Raw genomic sequence first — 16,537 nt, forward strand, 5'->3', positions numbered from 1 at the left:
TCTCCGGGTTTAGGCGGCGCTGCGAGCAGGGTAGGGCAAAGCCTGCTCTAGGTCTGCAAGGATGTCCTCGACGTCCTCCAGCCCGACGGACAGGCGGATCAGGCCATCGCTTATCCCATGCTCAGCCCGCTCTTCCGGGGTATACGTCGAATGAGTCATGGAGGCTGGGTGTTGGATCAGTGTTTCCGCGTCGCCCAACGACACCGCACGCTGGATCATATTCAGGCGGTTCATGAATTCAATCCCGCCTGACAAGCCGGACTTGATCTCGAACGCTATCATGGCGCCGGGTTGGGACATCTGGCGCTGCGCGACATCATGCTGGGCGAAACTCTCAAGCCCAGGGAAATAAACCTCGCCGACGGCGGGATGTGCTTCGAGGAAACCTGCGACGACCTTGGCGGACGCACAGTGACGATCCAGACGCAGGTTCAGTGTTTTCAGACCACGCAGGATCAGCATCGCGTTGAAAGGGGCCATTACCGCGCCGGTCATGTCCTTCATCCCAACAAGGCGGATCTCAGCGATTTGTTCGGCGGTTCCTACAACCAGACCGGCAACCACATCGCCATGCCCGCCGAGGTATTTGGTGGCGGAGTGCAGAACGATATCTGCCCCGTGCTCAATCGGCCGGGTCAGATATGGGCTGGCATAGGTGTTGTCGACGACGACTGTTGCACCGACCGAGTGCGCAATTTCGGCGCTCGCTGCGATGTCCACCAAGCGCATGTTTGGATTGGCCGGAGTTTCGAAATAGACAACGCGGGTTTTGTCAGAAACGGCAGCTGACAGGTTCTCAGGGTCTGTCATGTCGACATGTGTGATGGTGACTCCCCATTTTGCCAAACCGTGACGCATGAAGGCGAAGGTGCAGCCATAGAGCGTTTTGTCCACGATGACTTCGTCACCTGGCGACAGCAGGGTCCAAAGCACTGCCGTGATCGCCCCCATGCCGCTTGAGAGAGCTAGCCCGGCCTCGGCCCCTTCAAGCACGGCAATGCGTTGTTCAAGAAGGTCGCATGTGGGGTTCGAAATGCGGCTGTAGATATGACCTTCACGCTCTCCAGCGAACATCTCTCCACCAGCCTCTGCGGTTTCAAAGGTAAACGTGGACGTCAAATGCAGCGGTGGCGTCAGCGCGCCGTCATTTTCCAGAGGGTTGTAAGCGTGGTGAATGGCGCGGGTGGCAAATCCGGTTGAATGAGTCATTGCAAGCTCCTGATTCATGTTGGAGCCAGATTACGCCTTTACTTTGAGCTATTGGTTGCGAAATATACCAGCCCAAGTCGTGATATTGGCATATTCTGCTAAGAAAGGGGGTTAAATGGACGTTAAGGATAGGCAGATCATTCGAGCGCTACAGCGGGACGGGCGCATGACGAACCAGGATCTTGCTGACGAGGTGAACCTGTCTCCCTCACCGTGTTTGCGCCGGGTCAAAAACCTAGAAGCCAACGGAGTGATAAAGGGATACAGCGCCGACGTAGACGCTGCCGCGTATGGGATGGCCATTACCGTCTTCGTGCGTATCAGATTGGAGCGACACAACGAAACGGACGTTCAGAACTTCGAGAAACGCGTTCGGATGATCGATGAAGTTCTTGAATGCCACGTGCTGACCGGGGCAATGGACTACCAATTGCGGGTTTTGGTATCGGATCTCGAGGCCTACGAGGAATTTATTCGTCACCGAATTCATCCGATAGGCGGGATAGCCTCGATCGATACCAGCTTTGTCTATGGAACGGTAAAAAAGACCGCCGTTTTTCCGCCCGGATAGATGGACCCAGTTAGAATGAGTTGTTGCCAGTCGGCTAAACATTTTAGTTGATTGATTTTTTCCCTCCGCAATTTCCCATTCTCACCGTCGCTATATCAAAGACATGCAGCGCTTGCTGCATCACTTCTGAGAGGATAGCGATGACAAATAAACCGTATGGAGACACCCGGATGGCGACGTATGTCGAACGGAGGGTGCTCGAACTGAAACCTACCAAGAGCCAAGCCGAGATCGCGGCGCAGGTGGGATACGTCAACCCGAACATGATCACGATGATCAAGCAGGGTAGTTCCAAGGTGGCATTGGATCGCGTCCCGGCTTTGGCGAAAGCTTTGGAATGCGACGCTGCTTACCTTATGCGTCTCGCAATTGAGCAGTCGATCGGCCTGACTGCAGCCGAGGCAGTTGTCGAGGTGTTCGGAGAACCGGTCACGTCGAATGAACTTGGCTGGCTGAAAGCTATTCGCAATGCCTCTAATAATACTGATCCCCGGCTGACCAGTCGGTCAGATACGGCGATCAAGGCCATCTTCGGGAGATAGATTCCAATGTATGACCGGAAGGACGACCTGACATTGAATGAGCTCGCCTGGTTACGGTTCCTCCGTGACGTGAGCAACGGAAGTGATCCTGAGCCTACATTACGGAGAGTGCAGCTATTGAGGCGCCTTTGTCGATCTCTCAAAGAAAAATGGAATGGGTTTTCGAGATTGCAGCGAGGAATGGCTGGTGAACCCTGCCTCACCGGGTCCCTCGCTGATTGAACTGAGGTTGCACAAGGTTGACAAAGGTTTACATTCGCCTTCCCGGGATCGGCGGAATGTAAACCTTTCACCGCTCAAAACAGCCGATTTCGGGCCAAAAAGGTTTACACTAAGTTTACATTAAGTTGACAGATCCGGACCGAAATCAGGTTTTTATGGCCAAAATGTAAACCTTTGAACCAAAGAAACCCAACAAAACATAGTTTTCTGAAGACAACGCATCCCAACACAAGCCAGAAAAGCGCACACAGCGACAAAACACAGGCCAGTCGACACCAGACACACAAACAAACACGGACGTAACTCAGACCAGAGCACAGCGTCCCAGAGAGAGAACCACATTGAGAGCGTAAGCACAGGTCTATGCCAGGCAGTGTTTCGAACTACTCCGGAGAGAAGAAACCGGCGATTGCCAATAAAGGGGGAATAGTCGTGAATAGTGAGCTGCGCCGTATTGAGGCTGACAGCGCCAAGGTATGCAAAGTAGTGCTAGGTCAGCCCCAAAAGTTGGTTGTCTAATAGAGAGGCTGGTGATGGGGAGATTGTAGGGAGGAGTTCTCAGAACCGAGAACTGGTCCCGAGCTCTAGTTCATAGGTGTGATGGATACTCCCCAAACAGAACTGAATTGGATCAGCTCAAACTGAAAGAATGTGAGTTTGGGCATGTCATAGTGCCGATCTATCGCGTAACACGTCAAAAGCGGCTTATTCGAAGGGTCATAACTTGGACAAACTGTCAGTCATGCAAGCTTTTCGCCGTATCGTTGAACGCGGTAGCTTTGCCCGTGCGGCGGAAGACCTTGGTGTTTCTCCTGCGCTTCTCAGCAGAGAAATCAAGCTTCTGGAAGAAAGTCTGGGAACCGTCCTCCTCACCAGAACGACCCGATCCATGTCACTGACTGACACCGGCAGTCTCTATTACCAAGATGCAATTGGAATACTCGACGCTGTCGAAAAAACGGAACAGACCATCAGGGAAGGTGCAAAAGCGATGCGTGGGCACCTTCGGGTGAATGCGTCAAGTTCGTTCGGCCAAACCGTTATCGCACCGATGCTTCCAGAGTTCTTGGAAACCTATCCAGATCTGCGATTTACTCTTTCGATGGACGACAAGGTGATCGATATGGTCGAGGGCGGGTTCGATCTATCAATACGAATCCGAGCCGCGATGCCGGACTCGGCCCTTGTTGCGCGACGGATCGGCGTGATGCGGCAAAGAATATTTGCGTCTCCAGACTATTTGGAGCGATGCGGGGCACCGACCCAGCCGGCGGATCTAAAAAACCACGCGATCATCGGCTTTTTACTTGCTGATCATTTGAAGAGCTGGAAGCTCTCGGACGCCGAAGGTGTCACAACATTAGAGCTTGATCCGCGCGTGCGCGTCGGCAACAGCCTCGTTTTGCGGGATCTGCTGATAGCGGGGCAAGGTATCGGAACTCTGCCCGAGTTCGTCTCTGATGCTCCCGAAGCCAGCGGGGCCCTGCTGCGAGTTCTACCTGACCACGAGCTGCCCGCGCCGGAAGTTTTCGCCGTTACAGCATCTCGCTTGGGAATGGATGCAAAGGTCACTGCCTTTCTTGATCATCTGCGTCTGGCTCTCAGGTCGTGACATTATTCAACACAGGTAAAGAGTGAAGTCAGAAGTCGCGACTTAATTGGCAGCATCACAAGTCTCATCCTCTCAGGGAACAAGTCACAGCCCTGAGAGGTATCTTATGTCACGTATTCTCGTTCTCTACTATTCAAGCTATGGCCACGTCCGCACATTGGCCGATGCCGAAGCTGAAGGCGCAAGAAGTGTTCCTGGCACTGAAGTTGACGTTCGACGTGTGCCCGAAACCGTCCCTGAAGAGGTCCGTCAGCAGGCTGGCTATGTCGTAGATGATACACCTGCCGCCTTGCCGACAGATCTGGAAAACTATGATGCAATCATCATTGGAACACCGACCCGATTTGGCATGATGGCTGGCCAAATGAAGTCCTTCCTTGATCAGGCTGGCGGGCTTTGGGCAAGGAACGCACTGGTTGGTAAAGTCGGGGCGGTCTTTGCATCAACAGGTTCGCAACACGGTGGGCACGAGGCCACCCTTCTGACAACGCAAGTCCCTCTTCAACACTTTGGGATGCTGATTGCCGGAATGCCATACACATTTGCTGGCCAGACTACATCAGAAGATATCATTGGCGGCGCACCATATGGTGCCGGAACGATCGCCGGTGCTGATGGTTCCCGCACACCTACTGAAACCGACTTAGCCGGAGCGCGGTTCCAGGGCGCTCATGTTGCAAGTATTGCAGCGTGCCTCGTTGGATCAAACCTCCAAGCGAAAGCAGCGTAACCCGCGCGCCTCTGAAGTCTCACTCAAATTCTCAAACGCCTCAGCCGGGAGACATACCATGTCACGCTCAACCGATATTCTCCTCACCTCACTCGCCCCAGCGGTATGGGGAAGCACTTATCTGGTAACTACCGAAGCGCTCCCGGCTGGCTATCCGATTACCCTGGCTGCGTTACGAGCTCTGCCTGCTGGCTTGTTGCTGCTTGCAGTGACACGCAGCGTTCCATCACGCGAATGGCTCGGTCGAGTTTTCGTTTTAGGCACCCTCAATTTCGCTCTGTTCTGGGTGCTCCTCTTCGTTGCTGCGTATAGGTTACCCGGTGGTGTGGCCGCCACCCTGGGATCGTTGCAAGCAATGATCGTGATTTTGATGGCGTGGGGATGGTTGGGAACCCCAATCCGACTTGGTGCGCTCGGCGCCGCAGCGACTGGCGTAATGGGTGTGTCTCTGCTGCTGATCGGACCAGAAGCACAACTTGATTGGATCGGTATAGCAGCGGGTTTGGGAGGAGCTGCGTCAATGGCTGCTGGCACTGTTCTCAGCCGGAAATGGCAACCTCCGGTCTCGGCGCTGAGTTTCACAGCGTGGCAATTAACAGCCGGTGGTTTGATACTGCTGCCAGTCGCACTGTTTCTTGAGCCGCCTCTCCCTGCGCTCAGCGCGACAAATGTCGCCGGCCTTATTTGGCTTGGATTGATTGGTGCTGCAGCAACTTATGCTCTTTGGTTTCGTGGCATTGCGCGCCTGGAGCCCAGTGCAGTCTCGATGCTCGGCATGATGAGTCCTGTTACAGCTGTCGTGCTCGGCTGGGTATATTTGGGACAAACGCTTAGCCTCACTCAGTCAATAGGAGCAGCCATAGTTATTGGCTCTGTTGTGGTTGGCCAGAGCGTGAGTCGAAGGGACAATTCGGGTCTGAAAAAATGGAGACCAGCAATAGCTGGATCTGTCTGATGGGCGTTGACTCGCAAATAATTGGCCCATCCACGCAAGCGGGCGAGGAATGGCTCAGCGTCTCGCTTAAGCCCGTTCGCTAGAGCCCTACAATGTCGAAGTCCTAGGTTTCCCAGCGCATGATTAAGGGGATGGGTTCTGGTGCCGCAGCATCCGGGTGTTCCAAACCTCCTATTGGGCCATGCGGAAACCAGACGTCGAAGAAGGAGGTTGCAGCTACGAAGATATATTACTCATTGCTATTCCCTTTGCTTTAGTAATGAACATATGATAAATACAACAAAATAAGGCGCTTACGTCTGATTTGGAACACAAACACACAAGAAGAAGTTACCTTGCAGGACGTTGTTGGTTACATACGCGTATCTACTCCTAGACAGGCGCAAGAAGGTGGCAGTCTGGATGAGCAAGGTTACGTGGTTCGTGGTTATAGTGAAGAGAAGAACCTGAACCTGCTGACGATCGAAGAAGACGATTGCTCAGCTGCTGGCGCACAAGGTCATCTGTATCGTCCTGGCCTTCGAAGAGCTATTCAAATTGCTGAGGAGAAAGAGGCAGCGATCTTGGTGCCCAGTGTCGATCGTCTCGCGCGACATCCGGCCGTGCTTGAGGACCTCTTCGAGAGCAACGTTCAGGTGATCTCAATAACTGAGCGTCGCAGGGTTGGGCGCAAATGTCTGGAACGTCTTCTTCTAAAGGCTCAGCGTGATCGTGACGAAATAGCTGGGCGTGCACGTTATGGAATGGCAAATGCCAAGAAGCGCGGCGTCAAGATGGGGAACCGGACCAACCTCCCTGTTGCACAGCGCAAAGGATCGATCTCCAATGCTGCGCGAGCTGACCGTAAGGTGCAGGAGCTCGCTGACTTCATCGAACGCACGGCTGGCTGGGAGAAGATGACCCTCCGGGAGAAGTTGGAGTTGGTGAACCGTTCTGGACTGCACAATCTCATCAGTGAGAAGCGTGACGAACGACGCCCTTGGACGGAAAGCAGCATTCGGAAACCCCTCAAGCGCGCAGAACAAGAGCTGTTGCTGCGCGAAGAGATTGAAGACGAGCCGGTCATCATCGCGCCGAATTGGTCTTCGGATGAGCCACAAGAGATACCGGCCGACGATAAGGGTGTCGATGCTGTCCGCGAAGCAGCGCTCGACGAAGACACGACTGTCGCGGACGCCTACAAGGATCATCCGGATTTTGGAAAGTTCTAACGCATACTGGTTGCAATCGTGCTTGCGCTCCTCGCCTCGCCATAACATCTTATAGGAGATCCAGCTCTTCCAGAAGGACAACGAGATGAAGAGTATCGTGCTCAGCGATAGCGAGGCGCGTGAGCAGGCGACACGGCACTTTTTTTTAGGCGGGCACAGCGGGCTGCGCGAGAGGCATGAACTATCGAGATTAAAGATGATTTGTAATCAATCTGTGGCCCTAAAGGCGCTGGTAGTTGTGATGCTGTGTTTCCGTGCAGCCAGTTTTCCCGCCACTGAACTCTTCTAAGACACGTCCAGCGCCAGCATAGGTTGGATTTGATTTAGCCATTCAAAGTAGGAGGAATCCTTGATTAAAGCTACATTTTCTGAGGCTGTTGCATGCGAGTAATTCTGCTTGGTGCAGGTGCATCCAAAAGTTATGGCGATTCTCCAACCGGCCAGAGAATGCCTATAGCAAACGACTTTTTTCCGACTTTCTTCAAATTAGACGCCGCGGCGAACCCGTGGGTGTTGCGCGATGGGTTAATTCACTACCTCCAGTCACAAAAGGGTATCAAGGACACAGACGCATATCTCGCTGCAGGTGTAGACTTAGAAGAAATACATAGCGAGATCGCCGAGAAGTTGGCTCGCGTCGAAAAGCAGCTAGATGGTTTTGAACGTATCATTCTTTCAAGACCTTACAATCAACTGATGTTCCTGTTTGCGACGACTTTGAATGAGATCGCAAATGGCCCGGTCTCGCGAAGTCACGTTGAACTTGCAGAAATACTTCAACCTGATGACGTCGTCCTGACATTTAACTGGGACACGCTGATGGATCGCGCGCTGATGGAGGTGGCAGGTTGGGCGGTCGATGGAGGATACGGCATTACACCACATAGTGTGTTTCGCGATGGCTGGAGTCCTGCCAAAGACTGTCGTTCACCCAACAAACTAATCAAGCTTCACGGCTCAGTGAATTGGTTGACCGCTCATCCGGTCTACGAAGGAGAGGAACTGGTTTTTACACATGCTCTTCCTGCAGAGTCGTTATTTGTCTACGAACATGCCACTCGTCCCTATGCGACGCATGCTGGTCGTTACATGGAAGGTTACGCCCCACTGACCTACGGATATTATCCACCTAACCTCACTGATGTCCCAGGTCGCCCTGCTCCTGCTGAGCACGTGATTGTCAAAGTTCAACCACGCATGCCTTGGATGCCAGATGGTGTTTCTGGAAAAGAAGGCCTCGCTTCGATGCCTCTGATAATCCCGCCGGTAAAGGACAAAAGCTATCAGTTTTTTGGAACATTGTTCGATTCTCTTTGGGGCCAGGCGAGCGACGCGCTGCAAGCTTGCGATGAAGTTCTAGTAATCGGTTACTCATTTCCTAGGACCGATCTAAAAAGCCTTGATCTATTTAAGGACGCTTTCGTGCGCCGAAGCTCTCTTCCCCGCGTTACTATCATTGATCCTCAACCAAATCGTCCAAGAGAGGTGTTCCAGCTGGAACTGGGAATCCCGGAGACACATATGCGAGTAGTGGCGGGGCCGTTCCACGGCGCCGAGACATTAAAGCCACTTCATTTGTAGGTTTTCTCACGAAAAGCATAGGAGTGTGGTCATGCCCGTCTCAGTGGCATTTAAACGCAGAACTCATTGCCAACGAATTGCCGAGAAGGAGCCGAAACTACCAGCACCCAATTTTCTTTCTTTTAATTTCAGATAGTTGAGATTTATTTTTCGAGGCATTCGCGCGTCCGACATCATTCTCGCTATAGACTAAACAGTTCGAAGCAAAAAGGAGCTGTTCAGGCGATGATCGCAATCACTCAAAAAGACGCCCATCATTGTTGGCCGACCTCAGTCAGCCGAGTCTTAGTTGTCTCCTCAGAAATAGGATCTCGTCGGGGATATGCCTCATGATTGCCGACGAAGCGCTCCTGACGATCGAGGATTTTGCGTCAGCTCTTCATAGCTCCGTCAAGCCTAGAGCGGTGAGGACGATGATACATCTCGGCAAAATCAAAGCGATCAAGATCGGTCGACGCTACTATATGACTCACGAAGAACTGGAGAGGTTCGTATCGACATGCCCCGTAAACGCAAACCGGCCCGACTCTTCCAGCGCAAGGACGATGGAGCCTGGGTCATCCTCGACGGAGGGCAGCAGATCCGGACAGGCTTTGGTGATGGACTTCATGAGGCAGCGGAAGAAGCCCTGAGCAATTACATCGCCAGCAAGAAGCGGCAAGATGATCGGGTCCGCGACCCGAGCGAGATCACCGTCGGCGAGGTTTTGGTGCATTACGGCGAGGCTAAGGTAAAGGTGGTCCGCGACAGGGACCGTCTGCTCTACACGATACAGGCACTGTCGCCCTACTGGAGCGACCTCAAGGTTTCCCAGATCGACATCGACAGGTGCCGGGGCTATACGGCCTGGAGGCGGTGCGCCGCATGGACCGTCCGGCGCGAGATGAACACACTGAACGCCGCTGTCAAATACGCCCTGGCGTCGCGCAGGATCAGCCATGCACCGATCGTAACCCTGCCTGAGAAGGGAGTCGCCAATGACCGCTGGCTGACCGAGGAGGAGATCCAGCGCCTGCTGGAAGCCTCTGCTTCTCACGTCCATCGGTTCATCAAGATCGCGCTATACACCGGACGTCGGAAGACCGCGATCACGCGGCTGAAGTGGATGCCCTCGCTTGATAGCGGCTGGGTCGATCTTGACAGCGGGGTGATCCATTTCCTTGGCAAGGCCGAGGCCGAGACCAAGAAGCGCAAGGGAATGGTCAAGATGCCTGGCACGCTCCACGCGGAGATGAAGACCTGGGCCCAGGAGGGGAGCCACGTAGTGTCGTTTAAGGGGGCGGCGATAGATCGGATCGACAAGGCGTTTCGTGCGGCCGTCCAGCGGGCCGGTCTAAAGGATGTGACGCCGCACACCCTAAAGCACACAGCGGTTACCTGGGCGTTCATGCGCGGCATGACACTGGAGGACGCCACGGCCTATTTTGCGACCTCGCGCGAAACCCTGGAAAACGTCTATCGGTCCTACAGCCCAGATGCGCTTAAGAACGCAGCGGGAATAATGGACTGGAAGATATGAAGCGCTAATTCGGTAGTTGGTGGATGCCGGTAATGAACGAACTGAGCACATCTATCGAACGAAACGTTGCGAATATCGTTGCGGCTTTCCCTCTGAAAACAACAAAGGCGCCCTTGGGCGCCTTGTTTTATTGGTCGGAGTGAGAGGATTCGAACCTCCGACCCCTGCCTCCCGAAGACAGTGCTCTACCAGGCTGAGCTACACTCCGACCGTGGCGCGTGATCTATACCTCGTCATATCGATGTGCAAGAGGGATTTTGGGCGTACACACATATGTCGTCGCTGGATTCGAGGGGTGGTTTTAACCCTTCGCCTGATCTGCGAATTCGCTGAGTCACTGCAACGGATCGGTTCGATACAGTCGGATTTTTGTTCCGCCGTGATCAACGATTGGGCCGGGGGGAAGCATTGGCAATCGCGTTGCGCGGGCAAGTCCGGGTGTGGTGGTGATGATGCCTACACGCCATCGCTGGAAACGACTGGATAATACCTTGCCTAAACTGCCATAGAGCGACCGCAGGCGCTTTTCATCACCGATGCGTGTCCCGTAGGGTGGATTGACGATGACCAGCCCAGCTGGGCCTTCTGGCGGCTTGATATCACTGACCGAACAGTGCTGAAATCGGGTGGCATGATCCACTTGTGCCTGTCGGGCGTTAGAGCCTGAAGCCTCGACTGCGCCTGTATTGCGATCTGAGCCAAAGAATCTCAGCTCTGTTTCGGGTTGACCGGTACGAGCGCGCATTTTTTGCCAGACATCTGGATCGAAGCTTGCCAAATCTTCGAATGCGAACTGACGTGAGCGGCCTGGGGGCAGACCAAGTGCAATTTCAGCCGCTTCGATAACGAATGTTCCAGAGCCACACATCGGGTCCAGAACCGGTTCAGACCCGTCAAACCCACACTCACGCAGGAACATCGAAGCCATTGTTTCCCGCATCGGGGCCTTGGCGACTGCAGGCTTATGACCGCGCTTGTGCAAGGGCTCGCCGGATGTGTCGACGGAGATCGTGCATATGTCTTTTTCGATTCTTAGCAGCACGCGGACTTTGCCATCGGGTGAGACTGAGGTGCCGAGCCCCTCGGATATGGCTTGTTCGATGCGCTGTCGCGCCGCTCCTGCATGATAGATACGAGATTTACGGCAGGTTGCTTCGACCTTCACGGGAATGTCTGGCCTGAGATAACTCGCCCACGGGAATTTTCGGGCGCGCTTGTCCAATTGCGCCAAATGCACGGCGGGGAAACTGCCCAGTCGCACCAGAACCTTGTTGGCACCGCGCAATTCCAGATTGGCGCGCCAGACTTCCGGCCAATCGCCACGGCACACGACACCACCCGGAACGATCCTGGCGCCCGAGAATCCGCGCTCGATGGCCTCGGCACACAAAGGCGTTTCGAGCCCCGGAGTGGCAATCAGAAAAATCTCGAATTTATCATTGTTGTCCATTGTGGTTGCTTACACCGGTTGATCAGCCTGTGCGACACGCAAATTAAATGGGCAAATTGTTCTGAACGACCGTAAGCTCAAAAGAATGTGACATTCCTTTTCGATTTTGGGCGGTAACAGGTTTGCGTTTGCACTCATCCCCGCGTAAAGGAGCCGTGATCGGAAATACGCCTGCGGATTCTGGTCGGATAATGGCGCTTTCGCGACCGGACAGACGGGAAATTTCGTGTTATTTCCTGGCATCATTGTAAGATGGCGCGCAGCAGGCGCAGGACAAAGGCTTGGAAGAACGTAGCAACATGCAAACTTTCAAACTAAAAAAAGGGTTGGATTTGCCGGTTGAAGGCGCGCCCGAACAGAAAATCCAGCCGGGGCCTGAATTCTCGTCGGTTGCCGTTCTGGGCAGTGATTATATCGGATTAAAGCCCAAGATGCTGGTGCAAGAGGGCGACGCGGTCCAGCGAGGAACGCCGTTGTTCTGCCACAAGGATGCGCCCGACGCGATGATGGTCGCGCCGCTGACCGGCAAGGTCGTGGCAATTAATCGCGGGGCGCGACGCGTATTGCAAAGCGTGGTGATAGAGGTCTCGGATGCCAATGACGCCGGCATAGATTTCTCGGGCACCGGCGATGCCGAGACTGCCGAAGGTGTTACGGCTAAGCTCTGCGCGGCCGGGCTGTGGACTTCTTTCCGGACACGTCCTTATTCAAAGATGCCCGAACCAGGCTCCAAGCCTACAGCAATCTTCGTGACAGCCATGGACAGCGATCCACTGGCAGGTGATGCGGCATTGGTTATTGCGGATGCGGGCGAGGCATTTGCGGCTGGTCTCGCAGCTGTCTCAAACCTGACCGACGGCAAGACTTATCTGTGCCAGCAAGAGGGGGCATCCATCCCCGGGTCCGATCTGCCAGGTATAGAAGCGGCTGCGTTTTCCGGCCCACACCCCTCGGGCCTTGCTGGAACTCATATTCACTTCCTTGAGCCGCTGGGAGGGGACAAGCAGGTTTGGACCATTGGCTACCAGGACGTGATCGCGATCGGTCGTCTGATGCAGACCGGTCATCTGGATACAAACATCGTGATTGCACTGTCTGGACCGGGCGCGCGCCAACCGCGCCTGATCCGCACCTTGATGGGCGCGTCGACGGATGACCTGACCCGGGATGAAGTGAACGTCGACGGGATCGCGCGGATCATCTCGGGGTCGATCTTGTCGGGGCAGCATGCCGATGGTCCGACCGCCTATCTGGGCCGTTTTGCGCGCCAGATCAGCATTATTCGCGAAGATCATGATCAGCACACACTGGGCTGGATTCTTCCTATGCCTTCGAAATATGCGGTACAGCCTGTTTTGGGATCGGCTTTTGCCAAGAAGCTCTATTCATTCACGTCAAACCTGAACGGTGGCCGCCGCGCGATGGTGCCGACGGGTGTATTCGAAGAGCTTATGCCCCAGGATTATCTGCCGACGCAATTGCTGCGGGCGCTACTGGTGATGGACACCGACACCGCGCAGGCGTTGGGTGCACTGGAACTGGACGAAGAAGATCTGGGCCTAGTGGGCTTTGCCTGCCCTGCGAAATATGAATATGGGCTGGCGCTGCGCGACTGCCTCACCAAGATTGAAAAGGAGGGCTGATCCACATGGGTTTGCGCAGCTTCTTCGATCGGATCGAGCCGAACTTTACCAAGGGCGGCAAGTACGAAAAATATTTCCCCATCTACGAGATGGTGGAAAGCTTTATCTACACTCCGAAAACCGTCACGACCGTCGCGCCGCATGCGCGCTCTTACGTGGATATGAAGCGGATCATGACCTACGTCGTGATTGCTACGATCCCCGCAATCCTCTGGGGGATGTATAACACCGGCTATCAGGCAAACTCGGCCATCGCCACGCTAGGACCGGATTCGGCAACAGGATGGCGGATTGCGATCCTGCAGATGTTCGGTATCTCGCTGAACCCTGACAGCATTTTCGCCAATGTGATGCATGGATTGATGTATTTCCTTCCGATCTACATCACCACACTGGTTGCGGGCGGTATTTTTGAGGTCATCTTCGCCACTGTGCGCGGCCATGAGGTCAACGAGGGTTTTCTAGTAACCTCCATGCTTTACACCCTGATTATGCCTGCGACTGCGCCATTGTGGCAGGTCGCGTTAGGCATCATTTTCGGTGTCGTGATCGGTAAGGAAGTATTTGGCGGCACGGGCAAGAACTTCCTCAACCCGGCGCTGGTCGGGCGTGCTTTCCTATATTTCGCCTATCCCGCGCAAATGTCGGGGGATTCAGTCTGGACCCCGGTGGATGGATTTTCCGGTGCGACGGCATTGGGCATCTCCGCTGCTGAAGGCGTTCAGGCACTGGCGGCCGACGGGATCACCTGGGCCAATGCGTTCTTCGGGCAAATTCAGGGTAGCTTTGGAGAGACATCGACGCTGGCTTGCATGATTGGCCTGGCCTTCCTGCTGATGACCAAGATTGCCAATTATCGCCTGATTGTGGGCTGTCTTGCGGGCACCATAGGCTTCACGCTTCTGCTGAATCTGATCGGATCGGACACTAATCCGATGTTCGCGATGCCTTGGTACTGGCATATCGTGCTTGGGGGCTACGCCTTTGGTCTGGCGTTCATGGTAACTGAGCCCGTTTCGGCCAGCCACACCAATATGGGCCGCTACATCTATGGCGCGCTGATTGGTATCATGGTTGTGATGATCCGCGTCATTAACCCCGCTTTCCCAGAAGGTATGATGCTGGCAATCTTGTTCGGAAACGTTTTTGCGCCGCTGATCGACTATTTCGTCGTCCAGGCAAACATCAAACGGAGGGCGCGTCGCCATGTCTGATACGCAATCCAATGAACCCAAGGGAGCGATTGCCAAGTTTCTGGCTGCTTCGCCGGATTCGGTTGGCAAGACTATCTTTGTTGCCGTTGCCGTCTGCCTTGTAGCCTCGATGGTCGTGTCTGCTGCTGCGGTTAGCCTGCGCCCGGTGCAGGAAATCAACCGTTTGAAGGATAAGCAAGTCAACGTTCTGCAAGTTGCCGGCATCTACGAACCAGGCATTGATGTGACCGAGGCATTCGCTGCCTTTGAGCCGCATGTACTGGAATTGTCTACAGGTGAATTCGTTGACGATCAGTTCGACGCGAGCACCTTTGATGATATCGCTGCTGCCAGCGATCCAGATCTGAGCGTCGCTTTGGACGATGACCCGGCTGGGATCGGGCGCAAGTCCAAGTACCGCGTGATCTATCTGCTGCGTGATGATGCAGGCGCGCTCGACAAGGTAATCCTGCCGCTTCACGGTTATGGCCTGTGGTCCACGCTTTATGGTTTCATCGCGCTGGAAAACAACGGCAACGATATCTACGGCCTGCAGTTCTATCAGCACGGTGAGACACCGGGCCTTGGCGCCGAGGTGGACAATCCTCGCTGGAAGGCGCTGTGGAATGGCAAAAAGCTGCGCGATGATGCAGGCGATCTGCAAATCACCGTTGCCAAGTCGCAACCCGCAGCAGGTCCTGATTTCTATGTCGATGCGCTGGCAGGCGCGACGCTGACTTCGGTTGGTGTCGATAACCTGGTGAAATTCTGGATGGGCGACGCGGGCTATGCTCCGTTCCTGGCCAAACTGCAAGCAGGAGAGCTTTGATGTCTCAGACCAAGAAAGAGATGCTGGTCGACCCGCTTGTCGACAACAACCCGATCACGCTGCAGGTGCTGGGCATCTGTTCGGCGCTGGCGGTGACCTCGTCGTTACAGGTATCGATGGTGATGGCGCTGGCGGTGATCTTCGTGACCTCGTTCTCGTCCTTCTTTATCTCGTGCCTGCGAAACCAAATCCCGGGTTCGATCCGGATCATCGTGCAGATGGTTATCATTGCCTCACTGGTGATCCTGGTGGACCAGATCCTCAAGGCTTATGCATTTGAGATTTCCAAGACGCTGTCGGTTTTCGTGGGCCTGATCATCACCAACTGCATCGTGATGGGCCGCGCCGAGGCCTTTGCGATGAAGAACCCTCCTGTCGCGTCATTCATCGACGGTATGGGTAACGGAATGGGCTATGGACTGATCCTGCTGCTGGTAGGTTTCATTCGTGAGTTATTCGGGGCCGGGTCATTGTTCGGCGTCACCATTCTGGAGACCGTCAACAATGGCGGCTGGTATGTGCCCAACGGCATGCTGCTACTGCCGCCGTCGGCTTTCTTCATCATCGGTCTGATCATCTGGGCCTTCCGCACATGGAAGCCGAACCAGGTGGAAGAGCGTGAATACAAAATCCAGCAGGTAGAGGCCCACTGATGGAAGGTCTGATTTCACTGGCCGTAAAGGCCATCTTTGTCGAAAACCTTGCGCTCAGCTTCTTTCTGGGGATGTGTACCTTCATCGCTGTTTCGAAGAAGATTTCAACTGCGCTGGGTCTGGGCATCTCGGTCATGGTGGTGCAAGCCATCACCGTGCCGGCGAATAATCTGCTGCTGAACTATCTGCTGAAACCAGGTGCTCTGGCTTGGGCAGGTTTCCCGGATGTGGACCTGACGTTCCTTGGACTGATCTCGTATATCGGCGTGATCGCAGCGATGGTTCAGATCCTAGAGATGGTGCTGGATAAGTATTTCCCCCCACTCTACAACGCGCTGGGGATCTTCCTACCACTGATCACGGTGAACTGCGCCATTTTGGGTGGTTCACTGTTCATGGTGGAACGTGACTACAATTTTGCCGAAGCGGCGACTTACGGTCTGTCCTCTGGCTTTGGCTGGGCTCTGGCGATTACTGCGATGGCGGGTGTTCGGGAAAAGCTGAAGTATTCGGACATTCCCGATGGTCTGCAAGGCCTGGGCATCACTTTCATCACCGCTGGACTGATGGCGATGGCCTTCATGTCCTTCTCGGGCGTGAAACTGTAAGGAGGGCGG

Annotated in this window: 16 protein-coding genes, 1 tRNA gene and 1 pseudogene; 15 read left to right on the forward strand and 3 right to left on the reverse strand. The window is 54.5% G+C overall.

The annotated features are described in order from the left end of the window. Positions 1 to 9: 9 nt before the first annotated feature. Positions 10 to 1,209, reverse strand: a complete 1,200-nt coding sequence (locus tag ACR0BT_RS07950; RefSeq protein WP_480762888.1) for a methionine gamma-lyase — start codon at positions 1,207 to 1,209, stop codon at positions 10 to 12. A gap of 115 nt (positions 1,210 to 1,324) precedes the next feature. Between ACR0BT_RS07950 and ACR0BT_RS07955 the strand changes: the two genes are divergently transcribed. From ACR0BT_RS07955 to ACR0BT_RS08000, 10 genes and pseudogenes are all read left to right on the forward strand, one after another. After that, positions 1,325 to 1,780, forward strand: a complete 456-nt coding sequence (locus ACR0BT_RS07955) for an Lrp/AsnC family transcriptional regulator (RefSeq protein ID WP_480762889.1) — start codon at positions 1,325 to 1,327, stop codon at positions 1,778 to 1,780. A 140-nt stretch (positions 1,781 to 1,920) separates the two neighbouring features. Continuing rightward, the gene (locus tag ACR0BT_RS07960) at positions 1,921 to 2,322 is read left to right on the forward strand and encodes a helix-turn-helix domain-containing protein (RefSeq protein ID WP_480762890.1); all 402 of its coding nucleotides are present in this window, start codon (positions 1,921 to 1,923) and stop codon (positions 2,320 to 2,322) included. Positions 2,323 to 3,286: 964 nt separating this feature from the next. Beyond that, a complete protein-coding gene (locus tag ACR0BT_RS07965; protein ID WP_480762891.1) occupies positions 3,287 to 4,156 on the forward strand; it encodes a LysR family transcriptional regulator in 870 nt (289 codons plus the stop codon). Between the two features lie 106 nt (positions 4,157 to 4,262). Then, on the forward strand, positions 4,263 to 4,886 hold the full coding sequence (wrbA, locus tag ACR0BT_RS07970; protein WP_480762892.1) for an NAD(P)H:quinone oxidoreductase: 624 nt from the start codon (positions 4,263 to 4,265) through the stop codon (positions 4,884 to 4,886). A gap of 58 nt (positions 4,887 to 4,944) precedes the next feature. Beyond that, positions 4,945 to 5,841 carry an EamA family transporter gene (locus ACR0BT_RS07975; RefSeq protein WP_480762893.1) on the forward strand — a complete coding sequence of 299 codons (897 nt, stop codon included), beginning with the start codon at positions 4,945 to 4,947 and terminating at the stop codon, positions 5,839 to 5,841. A gap of 335 nt (positions 5,842 to 6,176) precedes the next feature. Next, positions 6,177 to 7,052 (forward strand): recombinase family protein, encoded by an 876-nt coding sequence (locus ACR0BT_RS07980; protein ID WP_480762894.1) that lies wholly within the window; start codon positions 6,177 to 6,179, stop codon positions 7,050 to 7,052. 85 nt (positions 7,053 to 7,137) lie between these two features. Continuing rightward, entirely contained in the window at positions 7,138 to 7,341 is a 204-nt protein-coding gene (locus ACR0BT_RS07985; RefSeq protein ID WP_480762895.1) for a hypothetical protein, read from the forward strand. A gap of 92 nt (positions 7,342 to 7,433) precedes the next feature. Continuing rightward, entirely contained in the window at positions 7,434 to 8,633 is a 1,200-nt protein-coding gene (locus ACR0BT_RS07990) for a hypothetical protein (protein ID WP_480762897.1), read from the forward strand. Between the two features lie 329 nt (positions 8,634 to 8,962). Next, positions 8,963 to 9,073 (forward strand): annotated as a pseudogene (locus ACR0BT_RS07995) (hypothetical protein); the annotation flags it as partial. Between the two features lie 59 nt (positions 9,074 to 9,132). Beyond that, positions 9,133 to 10,152: a tyrosine-type recombinase/integrase gene (locus tag ACR0BT_RS08000; protein WP_480762898.1), complete on the forward strand. Its 1,020-nt coding sequence runs from the start codon at positions 9,133 to 9,135 to the stop codon at positions 10,150 to 10,152. A gap of 131 nt (positions 10,153 to 10,283) precedes the next feature. Here the strand turns inward: ACR0BT_RS08000 and ACR0BT_RS08005 are convergent. After that, positions 10,284 to 10,360 (reverse strand) — tRNA-Pro (locus tag ACR0BT_RS08005). Between the two features lie 126 nt (positions 10,361 to 10,486). Next, on the reverse strand, positions 10,487 to 11,602 hold the full coding sequence (locus tag ACR0BT_RS08010; RefSeq protein WP_480762899.1) for a THUMP domain-containing class I SAM-dependent RNA methyltransferase: 1,116 nt from the start codon (positions 11,600 to 11,602) through the stop codon (positions 10,487 to 10,489). Between the two features lie 299 nt (positions 11,603 to 11,901). Here ACR0BT_RS08010 and ACR0BT_RS08015 point away from each other — a divergent pair, with 299 nt between their 5' ends. Genes ACR0BT_RS08015 through nqrE form a run of 5 tightly spaced genes read left to right on the forward strand, consistent with a single transcriptional unit; the run spans position 11,902 to position 16,528 of the window. Next, positions 11,902 to 13,245, forward strand: coding sequence for a Na(+)-translocating NADH-quinone reductase subunit A (locus tag ACR0BT_RS08015; protein WP_480762900.1), 1,344 nt, complete (start codon positions 11,902 to 11,904; stop codon positions 13,243 to 13,245). 5 nt (positions 13,246 to 13,250) lie between these two features. After that, positions 13,251 to 14,459, forward strand: coding sequence for an NADH:ubiquinone reductase (Na(+)-transporting) subunit B (locus ACR0BT_RS08020; protein ID WP_170596544.1), 1,209 nt, complete (start codon positions 13,251 to 13,253; stop codon positions 14,457 to 14,459). Then, on the forward strand, positions 14,452 to 15,267 hold the full coding sequence (locus ACR0BT_RS08025) for a Na(+)-translocating NADH-quinone reductase subunit C (RefSeq protein WP_170635799.1): 816 nt from the start codon (positions 14,452 to 14,454) through the stop codon (positions 15,265 to 15,267). The genes ACR0BT_RS08020 and ACR0BT_RS08025 overlap by 8 nt, the downstream gene beginning before the upstream one ends. Next, on the forward strand, positions 15,267 to 15,920 hold the full coding sequence (locus ACR0BT_RS08030) for an NADH:ubiquinone reductase (Na(+)-transporting) subunit D (RefSeq protein ID WP_152460184.1): 654 nt from the start codon (positions 15,267 to 15,269) through the stop codon (positions 15,918 to 15,920). Before ACR0BT_RS08025 ends, ACR0BT_RS08030 begins: the two co-directional genes overlap by 1 nt. After that, complete coding sequence (gene nqrE / locus ACR0BT_RS08035) at positions 15,920 to 16,528, forward strand: NADH:ubiquinone reductase (Na(+)-transporting) subunit E (RefSeq protein ID WP_050603817.1); 609 nt, start codon at positions 15,920 to 15,922, stop codon at positions 16,526 to 16,528. Before ACR0BT_RS08030 ends, nqrE begins: the two co-directional genes overlap by 1 nt. Positions 16,529 to 16,537: the final 9 nt, after the last annotated feature.

Source organism: Ruegeria sp. CJ6, assembly GCF_056536665.1.

What these genes read in the sequence shown, in the direction of transcription:
- ACR0BT_RS07950 (WP_480762888.1), bottom strand. Translation starts at nt 1,209, where the DNA reads ATGACTCATTCAACCGGATTTGCCACCCGCGCCATTCACCACGCTTAC.
- ACR0BT_RS07955 (WP_480762889.1), top strand. Translation starts at nt 1,325, where the DNA reads ATGGACGTTAAGGATAGGCAGATCATTCGAGCGCTACAGCGGGACGGG.
- ACR0BT_RS07960 (WP_480762890.1), top strand. Translation starts at nt 1,921, where the DNA reads ATGACAAATAAACCGTATGGAGACACCCGGATGGCGACGTATGTCGAA.
- ACR0BT_RS07965 (WP_480762891.1), top strand. Translation starts at nt 3,287, where the DNA reads ATGCAAGCTTTTCGCCGTATCGTTGAACGCGGTAGCTTTGCCCGTGCG.
- wrbA (WP_480762892.1), top strand. Translation starts at nt 4,263, where the DNA reads ATGTCACGTATTCTCGTTCTCTACTATTCAAGCTATGGCCACGTCCGC.
- ACR0BT_RS07975 (WP_480762893.1), top strand. Translation starts at nt 4,945, where the DNA reads ATGTCACGCTCAACCGATATTCTCCTCACCTCACTCGCCCCAGCGGTA.
- ACR0BT_RS07985 (WP_480762895.1), top strand. Translation starts at nt 7,138, where the DNA reads ATGAAGAGTATCGTGCTCAGCGATAGCGAGGCGCGTGAGCAGGCGACA.
- ACR0BT_RS07990 (WP_480762897.1), top strand. Translation starts at nt 7,434, where the DNA reads ATGCGAGTAATTCTGCTTGGTGCAGGTGCATCCAAAAGTTATGGCGAT.
- ACR0BT_RS08000 (WP_480762898.1), top strand. Translation starts at nt 9,133, where the DNA reads ATGCCCCGTAAACGCAAACCGGCCCGACTCTTCCAGCGCAAGGACGAT.
- ACR0BT_RS08010 (WP_480762899.1), bottom strand. Translation starts at nt 11,602, where the DNA reads ATGGACAACAATGATAAATTCGAGATTTTTCTGATTGCCACTCCGGGG.
- ACR0BT_RS08015 (WP_480762900.1), top strand. Translation starts at nt 11,902, where the DNA reads ATGCAAACTTTCAAACTAAAAAAAGGGTTGGATTTGCCGGTTGAAGGC.
- ACR0BT_RS08020 (WP_170596544.1), top strand. Translation starts at nt 13,251, where the DNA reads ATGGGTTTGCGCAGCTTCTTCGATCGGATCGAGCCGAACTTTACCAAG.
- ACR0BT_RS08025 (WP_170635799.1), top strand. Translation starts at nt 14,452, where the DNA reads ATGTCTGATACGCAATCCAATGAACCCAAGGGAGCGATTGCCAAGTTT.
- ACR0BT_RS08030 (WP_152460184.1), top strand. Translation starts at nt 15,267, where the DNA reads ATGTCTCAGACCAAGAAAGAGATGCTGGTCGACCCGCTTGTCGACAAC.
- nqrE (WP_050603817.1), top strand. Translation starts at nt 15,920, where the DNA reads ATGGAAGGTCTGATTTCACTGGCCGTAAAGGCCATCTTTGTCGAAAAC.